Below are 14,358 nucleotides of genomic sequence, written 5' to 3' on the forward strand. Positions count from 1 at the left end.
TTCGGCACCTCTTTATTGAAACGTCGGCATGACGTCTTTGATAAACCGCTCAAGCGAGGCTTTCTTGCGCTCGAACGGCATGCTGGAATCGATCCAGAACGAGTATTCGTCATACCCCAACGCCTGATAATTGCGCAGACGGTCAATAACACTGTCAACCGTGCCGATGACCAGATCGCGCTCGATGTTTTCAGGGGAATAAAACGGATGCGCTGCGATCTCTTCCTCGGTCAGCGGATCGATCAGGCCTTGTGTAATCTCGCGCTTGTTCATGAACCAGGCACCGAAATAGTTGTAAAACCGGTTCAACTCGATCGCCGCCTGTTTCACATCCGCCTCATCGCTGGCCACATAGGTGTGCATCAGCAGCATGATACGCGGGCGCGGAATGTCGGGGAATTTGGCGCAGGCGTCGTTGAATTTGGACATCAGGCTTGTGACCTCTTCATCGCCGTTCCACAGCGGGGTCACCTGCACATTGCAGCCATTTGACACTGCGAACTCGTGGCTGTTCGGATCGCGTGCCGCAACCCAGATCGGGGGTCCATCCTGTTGCACCGGCTGCGGGGCTGAGGTTGTTTTTGGGAACTCAAAGAACTCACCTTTGTGTGCGTAATCCCCTTGCCAAAGGTTCTGAACGGTCGGGATCAACTCGCGCATCCGCTGCCCGGCTTCCCAGGCATCCATACCGGGCATCAGCCGTTCATATTCAAAGCTGTAAGCGCCCCGCGCGATACCCAGATCCAGACGGCCATCCGTGATGATGTCCGTCATTGCCGCTTCACCCGCCAGTCGGATCGGATGCCAGAACGGGGCGATGATCGTACCCGTACCAAGCCGCACGTTTTTGGTATGGCGCGCCACATCGACCAGATTCAGGAACGGGTTCGGCGCGATGGTGAAATTCATCCCGTGATGTTCACCGGTCCAGACCGCGTGCATGCCACCATCATCAGCGATTTTGCACAGCTGGATGAACTCATCATAAAGCTGCTTCTGGTCCTGATCTTCCGAGATCCGTTCCATATGCGCAAAGAGCGAGAATTTCATGCGCCTTTACCTCCTGCCGGACAGCGGCTTGACCTCACCGCTGACCTCGTTGCCGTAATACACCCCAAAGTTCCCGAGCTGACTTTCCGCCGCAAACCGCTCCAACATCGTACAGAGTGCAGGGTCGGAGACATCCATCAGCGTTGTAGCGGTGATTTCGGTGAAAATACCGTTTGCCGGGTCGCCGCTGTCTGCCTGACACAAGAACGAGATATGTTGCTGTTTGCGCGCTTCATCCTGAAAAACCGAGTAAATGAACCCGGGCTCGGCGTGGATGCCGCTTTCCCGGATCAGCTGCGCGAGTGCAGCATTTGCACCGCCCGCCACATCATCGGTTTTGGGAATGGTCAGGTGACCATTGCCATCATCTTGCAACAGGATTTCGCCATCCCTCTCGATCAAGGCGGAAACCACCATGTCAGACCGTTTGCTGAGTGCCCGCGCCTCGGCCGCTGGTGTGACATAGGCGCCACGCGCATAACCCAGACCCGGCGCGATATCCTGATCAAAAGCTTTGACCTGACCAATCAGGATCAGGTGATCGCCAGCATCAACGGTCTTATGCATGACGCAGTCGAACCAGGCAGAGACATCGCTCAGAATGGGCGAACCATGGGGTCCCGGCTGCCAGTCAACGGCTGCAAACCGATCCTCGACTGGGCGGGCAAAGGTGTTGGACACTTCGATTTGTGCCTCGGACAGGATGTTGATGGCAAATTGCTTCGTTGCGGCGAAGCTTTCGTAGTTGCTGGAGGTGTTGGCCACGCAAACCAGAACCAAAGGCGGATTCAGCGAGACCGAAGTGAACGAGTTCGCGGTGAAGCCCAACGGTTCCCCAGCATCGTCATGGGTGGTGACAACAGTCACCCCTGTCATGAAACTGCCAAAGGCGTTGCGTAGCGCGCGCGGGTCATCGAGTGTGCTTGGGTTAAATTCAATCATGTCAGCACGTCCTGTTCAGTTGGCATATGCAACCAGTCGGTCAGGGCTGCGTTGACCTCATCCGGTGCCGTGAGGTTTACCATATGCCTGTGGTTTTTGATGATCACGGCGCGGCCATTGGGGGCCGCACTGGCCATCGCATGCGACATTGCGGGGGTGGAGTTCGGATCGTCCTCACCGGTCAAAGCCAGCAGAGGGCATGTGATCTTGTCAAACCGTTCCGCATAAAGCGCATCGCCACGGGCAAACGCATCGTAGGCTGTTGCGTAGCCGGCGATATCCACCTCCGACAGCCACCCTGCCACATCCTTTCGGGCCTGTTTTTCCATGGGGGTATCCCCAAACCAGCGTTGCAAGGGTGTTTCCAGATCGAACGATCCAGCCCTGATCTGTTCAGCCCGTGCGACGACTGAATCACTGGCCGCTGTGTCGCGACAGAATACGCCGTTCAGCAGTGCAACGCGCGCAACGCGATCGGGGTGGCAAACTGCAAAACCGCCTGCAATCAGGGCACCCATCGAGTGACCGGTCAGGTTCACCTGCTTTAGCTCAAGCGCATCGACAACGGCGCGCAGCCAACCAACAAAGACCGGAAGCTCCGAGCCTGCGGGGATCGGGTCGCTGCCCCCGTGTCCCGGCATATCCAGAGCGACCACATGGTGCGTCTTCGACAGCGCTTGGATCTGCGGGGTCCAGGCCGCCGACTGCATGCCAACCCCGTGGATCAGCACGACGGGTGCGCGAACCCGCGCATGGGTCTGTCCCGCCTCGCGGTATGAGACCTGCCCGAAGGGTTCAGACAGCTGCAGGGTTGTCGACGTCATGACCCAGTTCCTTCAGATCCTGATACCGGTCGCCAATGCGGTGATGCGGACGGCCCCCGATGGAGGCCCCTAATGCGATCATGATCTCATCTGGTGCGGGGGCATCTGCCACCTGCAGCTGAATGGTCAGGTAGTGGCTACGCCGCCCACCATCATTCTTGTCCATCAGCGGGATTTGCATCTCGGCATTGGCCGGACCGCGTGTGTTGGTGAATGCCAGATAGGATTTCGCGCCCACGGCCTCGCGGTAGAAATTGCCAAACCGCAGCGTGTGGATCAGGGCCGAGCCGTGCTCGACCTCGCCATTCACGCCGACAATCGCGGCTTTGCCATAGCCTTCGACTTTGTCGCCACCGCCAGCAGCCTCCAGCACCATGTCGGTCAGCATCTTACCCAATCCCGGCGCGCAATCGTGGATCTCTGGCTTTAGGTCGTCCACAAAACCGCGCCCGGCCCAGGGGTTTCTGATGACTGCAACGGCAGCAATCATCTTCAGCGGGGTTTCCGCCACCTTCCCCCCTTCGATCAGGGTGTTTTCGACATGCAGCAGGGTTTTGCGGATTTCGGCGGGCATGTGGTTGGTCCTTGCGATTCGATATAGAAGAAGATGGTATACCATCATACAATCTGTCAATCATACCTTGTATGGAAATCGCCAAACCGCTACTGCTTTGGCTATGGCAGCATCGAAACTGATGAAAATAGATCACCCTCCGGCCACCTTGCGCGACATGGTGCAAGAACGGATGCGCGAGGCGATCATCGAAGGCGCGTTCGAGCCAGGTGAACGGCTGGTGGAACGTCCGCTTTGTGATCAATTGGGCGTCAGCCGGACAGTGGTGCGGGAAACCATCCGGTATCTCGAAGCTGAGGGCCTGGTGGAGATTCTGCCAGGGCGCGGACCGATCGTGGCGATCATGACTTGGGACGATGCACGTCAAATCTATGACATCCGCCGCATGCTGGAAACTGCCGCAGCCGAGAACTGCGCACGTAACATGACATCGGAACGTGAAAAGGCACTAAACCAGGCGCTGGATCGCCTCAGACGTGGGTTCAAGGACAACACGTCTGGTACGGTGTTTCGCGCCACGGCAGATTTCTATTCCCAGATTTTTGACGGCGCGGGGCATCATATCGCCTGGGACATCGTCCAGCGCCTGAATGGGCGGATCAGCCGCCTACGCATGATGACCCTGTCGTCTAAAGACCGAGATCAGCCCGGTATCGCGCATATGGAACAGATTTGCGAGGCCATCATCTCGGGCAATCCTGCCGCCGCCCGCAAGGCGGTCGAGCGGCATCTGGATGACACCACGAGAATCGCGGAACGGCTTTTCGCGTCAGGTCCATGATCCACAGCCATTGGTTTGGATGATTGGTGCGGCACGCTTCTGGTCAGATATCCAGCGTATGCTCTTTCTCCCAGCGAGAGAAATGGCTGACGAATGAGGTCCATTCCTGATGTTTCATCTTCAGGTATGCTGCAGAAAACTCTTCGCCCATCGCGGTTTTCAAATCGGCGTCCCTGTCATACTCGCGCAGAGCATCCAGCATGTTCAGTGGCAATCTTGGTGCGTTCTCGACTGTGTGACCTTCGGCATACATGTCGATGTCATAGCGCGGTCCCGGATCGGCTTTGGAGCGAAGACCTGATAAGCCTGCCGCTATGATGACCGCCTGCAGCAGATAGGGATTGGTGGCACCGTCAGCGAGGCGCAGTTCGAACCGGCCCGGACCGGGCACCCGGACCATGTGGGTGCGGTTGTTGCCGGTCCAGGTCACGGTATTGGGGGCCCAGGTCGCGCCCGACATGGTGCGTGGGGCGTTGATGCGTTTGTACGAATTCACCGTCGGGTTGGTGATCGCCGCCAGAGCGCTGGCGTGCTTCATGATACCGCCGAGGAAGTGCTTGCCTTTCTCGCTGAGGCCAACCTCTCCCGTCGGACCGTCGCCCTCACCCGCAAACACGTTGGTTTTCGAACCTGCCCCCGGCGCGTCCCAGACCGAGATATGAGCATGGCAGCCATTACCGGTCAGCCCTTCGATAGGCTTGGGCATGAAGGTGGCGCGGAAGCCGTGCTTTTCTGCCACAGATTTGGTCATGAACTTGAAGAAAGAATGCTTGTCGGCTGTGCGCAGAACGTCATCAAATTCCCAGTTCATCTCGAACTGGCCATTGGCGTCCTCGTGGTCGTTCTGGTACGGGCCCCAACCGAGGTCGAGCATGTAGTCGCAGATCTCGCGCACCACGTCATAGCGGCGCATGACAGCTTGCTGATCGTAACAGGGTTTTTCGGCCGTATCGAACGGGTCACTGATTTGTTCACCATCGGGGGTCAGCAGGAAGAACTCAGCCTCGATGCCGGTTTTGACATGCATACCTTCGGCAGCGGCCTCATTGATTAGGCGGCGCAGCACGTTACGCGGGGCCTGGGCGACATCCTCGCCTTCCATGACGCAATTGGCGGCGACCCAAGCGACCTCGGGCTTCCAGGGCAGTTGGATCACTGAGGTCGGATCGGGCACGGCCAGCATATCCGGGTGCGCGGGGGTCATGTCGAGATAAGTGGCAAAGCCGGCAAAACCTGCGCCCTCTTCCTGCATCTCGGCTATGGCCTGTGCCGGAACCAGTTTGGCCCGCTGCCCACCGAACAGGTCGGTGAACGAGATCATAAAATATTTGACGCCTTTTTTTGCGGCGAAAGCAGCCAGATCTGTCGTCATGGTCGGCTTTCCTTTCCCTGTTGGATCAAAAGAAGAAAGGCGCCGCCCGTTGGGGCCGCGCCTTGGTGTTTGTTCAATCAGAACCCGGCCTTTCCGGGGTACCAGTCGGTGCCCGCCAGCGGCACCTTTGCCATGGCCGCTGCCTCCATCGTCAGGGCGCAGAGGTCCTCGGGCTCCAGATTATGCAGGCTGTTATGGCCACAGGCGCGGGCAATGGTCTGCGCCTCAAGGGTCATGACGTTCAGATAATTGCGCAGCCGTCGCCCAGCCTCGACGGGGTCCAGCCGTGCGGCGAGGTCCGGGTCCTGCGTGGTGATGCCCGCCGGGTCCTGCCCTTCATGCCAGTCATCATAGGCCCCGGTGGTAGTGCCGAGCTTCTGATACTCGGCCTCCCATTTGGGATCGTTGTCGCCCAAAGCGATCAGGGCCGCTGTGCCAATGGCCACCGCATCAGCGCCCAGAGCCATCGCCTTGGCCACATCTGCACCCGAGCGAATACCGCCCGAGATCACCAGCTGGACCTCACGATGCACGCCCAGATCCTGCAGCGCCTGAACGGCGGGGCGGATACAGGCCAGCGTCGGGATGCCGACATGTTCGATGAACACGTCCTGCGTGGCAGCGGTACCGCCCTGCATCCCGTCCATCACAACCACATCGGCCCCAGCCTTCACCGCCAGTGCGGTGTCATAGTAGGGACGTGTCGCGCCGACCTTGACGTAGATCGGCACCTGCCAGTTGGTGATTTCGCGCAGTTCAAGGATTTTGATCTCAAGATCATCCGGCCCGGTCCAGTCCGGGTGACGACAGGCTGAGCGCTGGTCGATCCCCTTGGGCAGTGTGCGCATCTCGGCGACGCGGTCGCTGATCTTCTGACCCAATAGCATGCCGCCGCCGCCGGGCTTTGCACCCTGCCCCACAACGATTTCAATCGCATCCGCCTTACGCAGGTCGTTGGGATTCATGCCGTAGCGCGAGGGCAGATACTGATAGACCAGTTTCGAGGAATGACCGCGTTCTTCGGGAGTCATACCCCCGTCGCCGGTCGTGGTGGACGTGCCTGCCATCGACGCGCCACGGCCCAAGGCTTCTTTCGCGGGGCCGGACAGCGCCCCAAAGCTCATACCCGCAATGGTGACGGGAATGTCCAGTTGAATGGGGGTCTTGGCAAAGCGCGTGCCCAAGGTGACCGAGGTATCGCAGTGTTCGCGATAGCCTTCCAACGGATAGCGGCTGACCGATGCGCCCAGAAACAGCAAATCGTCGAAATGCGGCACCTTGCGTTTGGCTCCACCGCCGCGAATGTCATAGATACCGGTGGCTGCTGCACGCCGGATTTCAGCGTTGACCTCATTTGAAAACGTCGCCGATTGGATCGGCATGGTACGCGGGGTGTTTTGATCCGTGTCTTTCATTCCGATCTCCTTAATAGGCGTTGTCGAGGTCAAAGTTATAGAGCTTGCGACCCGAGCCATAGCGCCTGAACTCTTCGGGCTTGGCGTCACTGCCTGCGCGGTCCAGCAGATCCTTCAGAATCTCCAGATGCTCTGGACGCATCTCTTTCTCGACGCAGTCCGCGCCCAGGCTTTTGACCGAGCCACGAACGAATAGCCTTGCCTCGTAAAGCGAGTCTCCCAGCGCATCGCCCGCATCACCACAAACCACGAGGTTCCCCGCCTGCGCCATGAAGGCGGACATATGGCCGATATTGCCATGCACCACGATGTCGATGCCTTTCATCGAGATCCCGCAGCGTGAGCTCGCGTTACCCTTGATCACTAGCAACCCGCCATGCCCGGTTGCGCCCGCATATTGGCTGGCATCCCCTTCGATGATCACGGTGCCCGACATCATGTTCTCAGCCACACCCGGACCCACCGAGCCTTCGACCAATATGATCGCCTGCTGGTTCATGCCTGCGCAGTAATACCCAGTGGACCCTTTGACCGTGACCTCAATCGGGGCATTCAGACCCACCGCAATAGCGTGGCTGCCTTTGGGGTTCTGCACCTCCCAGCTGGTCTGATTGGTCTCAGTGCTTTGTGCCTGCAAGGCCGCGTTCAAGCCGCGCAGACCGCTTTCTTCGACATCATAGACCTGCATGCTAGTGGCTCCAGAAATAGACGGTTGCGGGTTCAGGCTCCCAGACCTTGGCGGCTTGGATGCCCGGCAGGTTTACCAGCGCACGATATTCGCTGCCAAAGGCCACGTATTGATCGGTCTCGGCCATCACTGCTGGTTTGCATGCGATCGGATCGCGAACGACACCAAACCCGTCCTTGGTTCCAACAACAAAAGTGAAGAACCCATCGAGGTCGTCCAGACTGCTTTCCAGTGCCTCGCCCAGCGTTGCCCCGTTTTGCATCTTCCAGGTCAGGTAGGCCGCGCCAACCTCGGTATCGTTCATCGACTCGACCCGCACGCCTTCACGCTTCAGCTTTCGGCGCAGCGCGTTGTGGTTGGACAGTGAGCCGTTATGAACAAGGCACTGATCTGCGCCCGTGTTGAAGGGATGGGCCCCTTCCGTGGTGACGGCGGATTCGGTGGCCATACGAGTATGCCCGATACCGTGGCTGCCGCCCATTGTTGTAAGTCCGAAACGATCCGCAACCTCCTGAGGCAACCCAACCTCTTTATAGATCTCAATCGCTTCGCCGTCCGACATGACGCGCAGGCCCGGACGCAGCTCTCGCACGGTTTGGCGGGCCTGTTCGACTTTGGCGCTCTCGAGGCTCAGAACCGCATGAGTGTCATTCGCCCGCAGCGAGATATCGGTGCCGATTGCGGTACCAAGATCGGCGGCCAGGGTTGGAAAATCCTGATCAGGTACATCCGACTGAACCGTCAGCTTTGCGCGCCCATCGGCCTCGGTTCCGTATATGGCGATACCGGCACTGTCCGGCCCGCGGTCGGTCATTGTGACCAGCATATCCGTCAGCATTGTCCCCAGCTCAGGTTCCAGCGTTTTGTCTTTGAGAAACAGACCGACAATTCCGCACATCCGCTTGATCCTCTGAAATTCTGTCGAACGGAAGATAGCAGCGCGCCTCACTAATAGCAACACCAAGAAATTAATATTCCTGACAGGAATAATTGAGTTGCTAAAATCTCAGACGCTTCAACGCGATCTACGAAAATTGAAGGCCGGATTTAGCCGGTTTGAGGATATGAGATGATCGACAGATATTTCGCGGGTAGTTTCACCAGAACCTCCGGCCCATGAGGTGCATCGGCATCAAAGAACAACGTATCGCCGGGTTTGAGTGGGTAGATTTCATCGCCATGGCGATAGTCGACCTCACCCTCCAGCATGTACAGCATCTCGATCCCGTCATGCTGAAAGGTTGGGAAACGGTCTGATTCCTCGGTCAGCGTAATCAAATAGGGTTCAACCACAACGCCGCTGCCATTCGCGCCCAGATGTCCCAGCAGGTTATACTGATGCCCGGCCCGCGTTCCGGCCCGCTCGGTCTCGGCCCCCTCGCCTGCTTTGGTGTGCACGGCGTTTCTGGTTTCCTCGTAGCGGCGAAAGAACGACGTAATCGGGGCACTCAGCGCATCTGCCAGTGCTTGCAATGTGCTCAGAGAAGGCGACGTTGCCCCGTTTTCAATCTTGGACAGCATACTGATCGACAAGCCTGTCAGGGCAGATAACTCGGATATCGTAGTTCCCTGTTGCAATCGAAGCGCTTTGATTTCGCGGCCAATCGCGGTTTCGAGGTTCTTCTCACCGCTGTCGCGCAGCCGGTGCGGATTCTGCGAAAGGGTCGCGTTGTCTTCGCTTATCTTAGCCAAAGTTATTTCCGCTCCATTGATGTTATTTGTTAGCCACGCCCAACCATGTCACATAGTGGTCTACCTTGGGTAGATGGTCTTGAGGGGAATATTTTTTGCATCTAGGTATAAAGCCGACACAGTCTTGTGACGTTTAGGCCCAGACTACGAGTAACGGAGGCTGACATGCCCCAAACAGCGCCACCCCTGAAAGACCTGGGCCTGGAAGGGCGCGAAGAGATTTCCGTCGGCTTTCTTCTTCTGCCCAGCTTTCCGATGGCCTGTCTGTCATCAGTGATCGAACCGTTGCGCGCGGCCAATGAAATCGCACAGAGAAAACTGTTTGTTTGGACACTGTATTCCGAGGATGGCGCGTCGGTTGATTGTAGTGCAGGCATTCAGTTTCAAGCTGGCGGCGCGTTGAACGCTATAGAAAGCGTTGATTTTCTTGTTGTCTTGTCCGAACCCGACGGACAGTTTAATGCGCCAAATGACGTGTCCGCCAAGCTGCGCTACCTGTCGCGCCACGGCACCAGGCTATGCGCAATCAGCGGAGGAGTCTTTCCACTCGCCAAGTCCGGTGTCCTAGACGGGCAAACCTGTTCTGTCCATTGGCTATATCGTACCGCGTTCGAGCACGCTTTTCCTCAGATCGAGGTTAGCGATGATGTGATTGCCGTGAACCAGCGCAGCTTTACGGCCTCGGGCGCGGCAGCGGCCTTTGATCTCACGTTGCATATGATCGAAACAACCTTGGGTGATGCAATCATGACCGAGGTTGCGTGCTGGTTCCAGCATCCCGCGATCCGCAGCCCGAATATCCGCCAGAAAACCCCGACCTTTCAGACCGATGAAACCGCTGATCATCTGCCAACCGTGGTCTCACATGCGGTTCGACTGTTTTCCGAGAACCTTGAGTTTCCGCTGACAACGCGCGAAATCGCGCAGCAGGTTGGTGTATCTGCGCGCCATTTGGAGCGCAGTTTTCGCCAAGCGGTGGGTCAAAGCCCAGGTGAATACTATCGGCAGCTACGCCTGCGAGCAGCGCGGCAACTGGTGATCTACACGCAGGATTCGCTCACATCGATCGCGCAGGCGGTTGGGTATACCAATCCGACCTCAATGTCGCGGCAATATGCCGAGCAATTTGGCGCCTCACCCCGCCAGGATCGTCAGGCGCGTAATCAGTTCCGGCATACGCGCGACAGCTTCCCGCACTGAATGCGGTTTAGCGCGCCCCAATCGACTGCGCCGCCTCTTCCAATGCGTGATACAGCGAACCTGCCGAGGACCTTGGCCCCAAAACCGCAAATCGTGTTCCGGCTTCGATGCACCACAGGTAGCAGCCAATGTGATGAATGGCGCAACGGGTCGCTTTCTGGGCCTGCATAGCGCGAATATCTACGTTGCACAGCCGCTCGAACAGATCGCAGGCAGAGGCGCCTGCTACATCAAACCGGCACCAGCCATCGGTTTGTTCAACCACCGAGGCCGTGTCCTGCAAGGCAGATTTGAGGTCTGCGGCAATGGCGTGATGTGAAGCATAGCTCGCGTCGATCATCCAACTGTCAGGACCAACCCAAAAGGCGGAGTACGGCGACCCGACCTCTGCACTACTAGGGTCGGGGAGTTCGATACCCAGCGTGTCTTTTGCCCGTTTGGCGAATTCGGCGTCCTGACCCAATCGCATTGACACGGAAGCCAAAGCGCGGTCGGCAACCTCGCTCAGGGTGATATCACCAATGGTCGACAGCTTTGGTTCACGCGCACCCAGTGCGGTGATGGCTTTCAGTTTATGCACGAAGACGCTCCCCTTCCGGATCGACAAAATGGGCGCTGACGACCTCAACCTCAGTCTCGGACCCTTCCAGAGGATTAACCAGACGGATGACTTCTCCTATCCGGTCAGCTCCGTTTTTCAGGAAACCAAGCCCGATCGAGGAACCCAGGTTTGGCGAATACGCCGCCGAGGTGACATAGCCCTGATCATGAGCTGCATCGACCGGCCCATCCTTGTTCATCAGATGCCCACCCGCAGTGACGGGTTGTGTGGCATTGACCGGTTTCAGCCCCACCAATCGCAACGCGTCCGGTTCATTCAACCCGCCCCGTTCGCTGAGCGTATTGCCGATACAGTCTTTCTTCTTGCTGACCATCCGCCCAAGGCCGAGGTTCAGCGCCGTTGTCGTGCCATTGATCTCATTGCCTGTCGCGTGACCTTTTTCGATCCGCATAACACCCAGGGCTTCGGTGCCATAGGGGGTCACATCAAACTCTTCTCCTGCCTCCATCAGCGCCCGGATCAGGGCGTCACCATAGCGGGTCGGCACCGCGATCTCATAGGCCAGCTCACCGCTGAACGAGATACGGAACAGCCGCGCGCGGCAGCCGCCGCAGACCGTGATTTCGCTGCAGGCCATGAACGGGAAGGCGTCGTTTGAGATGTCGAACTCGGCATCAACCAGTTTTTGCAGCAGCTTGCGCGAATTTGGCCCGGCAACAGCATATTGCGCCCAGGCCTCGGTGGTTGAGATCAGTTGAACATCCAGATCGGGCCACAGACATTGCCGCGCAAATTCCATCTGGCGATAGACCAAAACTGCGTTTGCCGTGGTTGTGGTGACAACGAAATGATCCTCGGAAAACCGCGCGGCGGTGCCGTCGTCATAGGCGATACCATCCTCACGCAACATCAGACCATAACGCACCTTGCCGACAGGCAGTTTGGCGAAACCGTTCGAGTAGATCTTGTTCAGAAACTCCGCCGCATCCGCACCTTGCACGTCGATCTTGCCCAGCGTGGTCACATCGCAGATGCCGACCGAGTTGCGGGTCGCCAGAACCTCGCGATCCACCGATTGCCGCCAATGGGTTTCGCCCTTGCGCGGATACCACTGCGCACGCAGCCAGTCGCCCGCTTCCGTGAATACCGCGCCCTGCTCGACTGCCCATTTGTGGCTTGGGGTCTCGCGGGTTGGATGGAAATGCTTGCCAATGGCGCGTCCGGCTAGCGTCCCCATGGCCACCGGCGTATAGGGTGGTCGGAAAATCGTCGTCCCGGTCTCGGGGATCGACTTGCCGGTCATCTCGGCCATCACCGCCAGACCGCCCATATTCGAGGTCTTGCCCTGATCGGTTGCCATCCCAAGGGTCGTATAGCGTTTCAGATGCTCGACCGAGACATAGTTCTCTTGATGCGCCAGTTTCACATCCTTGACGGTCACGTCGTTCTGCTGGTCGATCCAGGCCCGGCCTTTGCCGTCTTTCACATACCAGAAGGGCTCCAGGTTGACCGGCGCATCCTCAGCTTCCGGCAGATCGCCCGGCGTGGTCTGAATGCCCAGATCAGCCAGCGCCTCGACTGCACGGGCGGCCCCGGTTTCCAGCGCGCCATGGGTCGACAGTGCGCCTGCGGCTGCACCAGCCACAGACAGGCCAACCGGAAGAGATTCACCCGGCACAAACGCAGCCAGAGCCTCGTTCCACTCAGGCCGCCCACGCTGATGGCACGTCAGATGAACGTTCGGATTCCAGCCGCCCGAAACAGCAAGCGCACCGCAGATAACATCCGTGGTAAAGCCCTGCTGCGTTTGGATCGTAATGGTCTCAAGGCCGAGCCGCCCTTTGCTGCCAATGACCTGAGCCCCGGCAAACAGCTCGGCACCCGTGACCGCTGGCGCATCGGCTCGCGTGTCGATCACCGCGGCAACTTTGACGCCCTTTGCCATAAGGTCCGCAGCGGTGCGATGCCCGTCATCGTTATTGGTGAAGACCGCCACCCGTTCATGCGGCGTCACCGCCCAGCGATTGGCATACGAGCGCAAAGCAGCCGCCATCATGATGCCTGGTCGATCATTGTTGGGGAAGGCGATGGGGCGCTCGGTAGCACCTGCGCACAGAACCGCCCGTTTCGAATAAATCCGCCAGAAGATCTGACGTGGCTCTGCCGCACCGGGTTGCGGTTTGTGGTCGGCCACCCGCTCGACCGCGCCGTAGATTCCATGATCAAACGCACCGATCACCGTGGTGCGTGGCAACAGGCGGACATTGTCCATAGACATGAGTTCGGCCACGGTTTGAGCCGCCCAAGCTGACCCCGCCATGTCATTGATGGCAAAACTCTCGGAGTTCAGCCGTCCACCCAGGGCAAAATCTTCATCCGCCAGAATAACGCGCGCCCCGGCGCGGCCTGCCGTCAGGGCGGCAGATAGACCCGCAGGACCTGCCCCGATCACGAGCAGATCGCAATGAAGGAAGCCTTTGTCATATAGGTCTGGATCATCTTCGCCCGACACGCTGCCCAGCCCGGCGGCGTGGCGGATGATGGGCTCGTACAGCTTCTCCCAAAACGCCTTGGGCCACATGAAGGTTTTGTAGTAAAAGCCCGCCGTCAGGAAGTTGCTGAACAGGTCATTCACCGCCATCACGTCGCGCTGAAGTGACGGCCAGCGGTTCTGAGACTGCGCCTCAAGCCCATCATATAGCTCAGCCACAGTCGCGCGTGTATTTGGCTCCTGCCGCCCGCCCTGGCGCAGTTCGACCAGCGCGTTGGGTTCTTCAGACCCAGCGGTCAGCACACCGCGTGGACGATGGTATTTGAACGATCGGCCCATAAGGCGCACGCCATTGGCCAGCAAGGCCGAGGCCAGCGTATCGCCTGCAAGCCCTTGATAGCTTTTGCCATCAAAGGTGAAGTTCAGGCTTTTCCCGTGGTCGACCAGACCACCGTTTAGTCGATTGATCTGTCCGCTCATCTGCCACGCCCCCGTGTCCGGGCCACGTCGCGGGCCAGTTCAACTTTGGTAATTTCATGAGTCAGCGTGTTGCGCGTGACCACCAGCCACGACCGGTCACCTTGTTCATGATACCAAAGCTCCCGATGCTCACCCGCCGGGTTATCGCGCAAGTAGAGATAGTCATGAAACGCTTCGTGCGCGTTATCGGCCTGCCAGTCGGGTCGGTTGATCAACGCCGCGTCGCCCAGATACACGAATTCCTGCGCATCGCGGGGGCCGAGAAGAGGATGTTCGATAATCATATG

At 58.4% G+C, this 14,358-nt stretch carries 14 protein-coding genes; 2 read left to right on the top strand and 12 right to left on the bottom strand.

Annotated features, from left to right (window positions below; all coding sequences use genetic code 11):
- Positions 1-12: 12 nt before the first annotated feature.
- Genes ACR0DH_RS12695 through ACR0DH_RS12710 form a run of 4 tightly spaced genes read right to left on the bottom strand, consistent with a single transcriptional unit; the run spans position 13 to position 3,390 of the window.
- Entirely contained in the window at positions 13-1,050 is a 1,038-nt protein-coding gene (locus ACR0DH_RS12695) for an LLM class flavin-dependent oxidoreductase (protein WP_480549574.1), read from the bottom strand.
- Positions 1,051-1,056: 6 nt separating this feature from the next.
- The gene (locus ACR0DH_RS12700; RefSeq protein ID WP_480549576.1) at positions 1,057-1,992 is read right to left on the bottom strand and encodes a flavin reductase; all 936 of its coding nucleotides are present in this window, start codon (positions 1,990-1,992) and stop codon (positions 1,057-1,059) included.
- The gene (locus ACR0DH_RS12705; RefSeq protein WP_480549578.1) at positions 1,989-2,816 is read right to left on the bottom strand and encodes an alpha/beta fold hydrolase; all 828 of its coding nucleotides are present in this window, start codon (positions 2,814-2,816) and stop codon (positions 1,989-1,991) included. The genes ACR0DH_RS12700 and ACR0DH_RS12705 overlap by 4 nt, the downstream gene beginning before the upstream one ends.
- Entirely contained in the window at positions 2,788-3,390 is a 603-nt protein-coding gene (locus ACR0DH_RS12710) for an amino acid synthesis family protein (protein WP_480549580.1), read from the bottom strand. The genes ACR0DH_RS12705 and ACR0DH_RS12710 overlap by 29 nt, the downstream gene beginning before the upstream one ends.
- A 121-nt stretch (positions 3,391-3,511) precedes the next feature.
- Between ACR0DH_RS12710 and ACR0DH_RS12715 the strand changes: the two genes are divergently transcribed.
- Positions 3,512-4,171, top strand: a complete 660-nt coding sequence (locus ACR0DH_RS12715) for a GntR family transcriptional regulator (protein WP_480549582.1) — start codon at positions 3,512-3,514, stop codon at positions 4,169-4,171.
- A gap of 43 nt (positions 4,172-4,214) precedes the next feature.
- On the opposite strand, the gene glnT is transcribed toward ACR0DH_RS12715, so the two are convergent.
- From glnT to ACR0DH_RS12740, 5 genes are all read right to left on the bottom strand, one after another.
- Positions 4,215-5,543 (bottom strand): type III glutamate--ammonia ligase, encoded by a 1,329-nt coding sequence (gene glnT, locus ACR0DH_RS12720; RefSeq protein WP_480549584.1) that lies wholly within the window; start codon positions 5,541-5,543, stop codon positions 4,215-4,217.
- Between the two features lie 77 nt (positions 5,544-5,620).
- Positions 5,621-6,958, bottom strand: a complete 1,338-nt coding sequence (locus ACR0DH_RS12725) for an FMN-binding glutamate synthase family protein (protein WP_480549586.1) — start codon at positions 6,956-6,958, stop codon at positions 5,621-5,623.
- Between the two features lie 10 nt (positions 6,959-6,968).
- Positions 6,969-7,646, bottom strand: a complete 678-nt coding sequence (locus tag ACR0DH_RS12730; RefSeq protein ID WP_480549588.1) for a protein GlxC — start codon at positions 7,644-7,646, stop codon at positions 6,969-6,971.
- A 1-nt stretch (position 7,647) separates the two neighbouring features.
- On the bottom strand, positions 7,648-8,544 hold the full coding sequence (locus ACR0DH_RS12735; protein ID WP_480549590.1) for a class II glutamine amidotransferase: 897 nt from the start codon (positions 8,542-8,544) through the stop codon (positions 7,648-7,650).
- A 149-nt stretch (positions 8,545-8,693) separates the two neighbouring features.
- Positions 8,694-9,338 (bottom strand): helix-turn-helix domain-containing protein, encoded by a 645-nt coding sequence (locus tag ACR0DH_RS12740; protein ID WP_480549592.1) that lies wholly within the window; start codon positions 9,336-9,338, stop codon positions 8,694-8,696.
- A 165-nt stretch (positions 9,339-9,503) separates the two neighbouring features.
- On the opposite strand from ACR0DH_RS12740, the gene ACR0DH_RS12745 reads away from it, so the two are divergent.
- Positions 9,504-10,538: a GlxA family transcriptional regulator gene (locus tag ACR0DH_RS12745; protein ID WP_480549594.1), complete on the top strand. Its 1,035-nt coding sequence runs from the start codon at positions 9,504-9,506 to the stop codon at positions 10,536-10,538.
- Positions 10,539-10,545: 7 nt separating this feature from the next.
- Here ACR0DH_RS12745 and ACR0DH_RS12750 read toward each other — a convergent pair whose 3' ends face one another.
- Genes ACR0DH_RS12750 through ACR0DH_RS12760 form a run of 3 tightly spaced genes read right to left on the bottom strand, consistent with a single transcriptional unit; the run spans position 10,546 to position 14,355 of the window.
- Positions 10,546-11,118, bottom strand: a complete 573-nt coding sequence (locus ACR0DH_RS12750) for a sarcosine oxidase subunit gamma (RefSeq protein WP_480549596.1) — start codon at positions 11,116-11,118, stop codon at positions 10,546-10,548.
- Positions 11,111-14,071 (bottom strand): sarcosine oxidase subunit alpha family protein, encoded by a 2,961-nt coding sequence (locus ACR0DH_RS12755; RefSeq protein WP_480549598.1) that lies wholly within the window; start codon positions 14,069-14,071, stop codon positions 11,111-11,113. Before ACR0DH_RS12755 ends, ACR0DH_RS12750 begins: the two co-directional genes overlap by 8 nt.
- The gene (locus ACR0DH_RS12760; protein ID WP_480549600.1) at positions 14,068-14,355 is read right to left on the bottom strand and encodes a sarcosine oxidase subunit delta; all 288 of its coding nucleotides are present in this window, start codon (positions 14,353-14,355) and stop codon (positions 14,068-14,070) included. The genes ACR0DH_RS12755 and ACR0DH_RS12760 overlap by 4 nt, the downstream gene beginning before the upstream one ends.
- Positions 14,356-14,358 lie beyond the last annotated feature (3 nt).

The organism is Ruegeria sp. I1, assembly GCF_056532675.1.

Bases quoted from the DNA above. Each gene is read 5' to 3' on its own strand.
- ACR0DH_RS12695 (WP_480549574.1), bottom strand. From the start codon at position 1,050: ATGAAATTCTCGCTCTTTGCGCATATGGAACGGATCTCGGAAGATCAG.
- ACR0DH_RS12700 (WP_480549576.1), bottom strand. From the start codon at position 1,992: ATGATTGAATTTAACCCAAGCACACTCGATGACCCGCGCGCGCTACGC.
- ACR0DH_RS12705 (WP_480549578.1), bottom strand. From the start codon at position 2,816: ATGACGTCGACAACCCTGCAGCTGTCTGAACCCTTCGGGCAGGTCTCA.
- ACR0DH_RS12710 (WP_480549580.1), bottom strand. From the start codon at position 3,390: ATGCCCGCCGAAATCCGCAAAACCCTGCTGCATGTCGAAAACACCCTG.
- ACR0DH_RS12715 (WP_480549582.1), top strand. From the start codon at position 3,512: ATGAAAATAGATCACCCTCCGGCCACCTTGCGCGACATGGTGCAAGAA.
- glnT (WP_480549584.1), bottom strand. From the start codon at position 5,543: ATGACGACAGATCTGGCTGCTTTCGCCGCAAAAAAAGGCGTCAAATAT.
- ACR0DH_RS12725 (WP_480549586.1), bottom strand. From the start codon at position 6,958: ATGAAAGACACGGATCAAAACACCCCGCGTACCATGCCGATCCAATCG.
- ACR0DH_RS12730 (WP_480549588.1), bottom strand. From the start codon at position 7,646: ATGCAGGTCTATGATGTCGAAGAAAGCGGTCTGCGCGGCTTGAACGCG.
- ACR0DH_RS12735 (WP_480549590.1), bottom strand. From the start codon at position 8,544: ATGTGCGGAATTGTCGGTCTGTTTCTCAAAGACAAAACGCTGGAACCT.
- ACR0DH_RS12745 (WP_480549594.1), top strand. From the start codon at position 9,504: ATGCCCCAAACAGCGCCACCCCTGAAAGACCTGGGCCTGGAAGGGCGC.
- ACR0DH_RS12755 (WP_480549598.1), bottom strand. From the start codon at position 14,071: ATGAGCGGACAGATCAATCGACTAAACGGTGGTCTGGTCGACCACGGG.
- ACR0DH_RS12760 (WP_480549600.1), bottom strand. From the start codon at position 14,355: ATGATTATCGAACATCCTCTTCTCGGCCCCCGCGATGCGCAGGAATTC.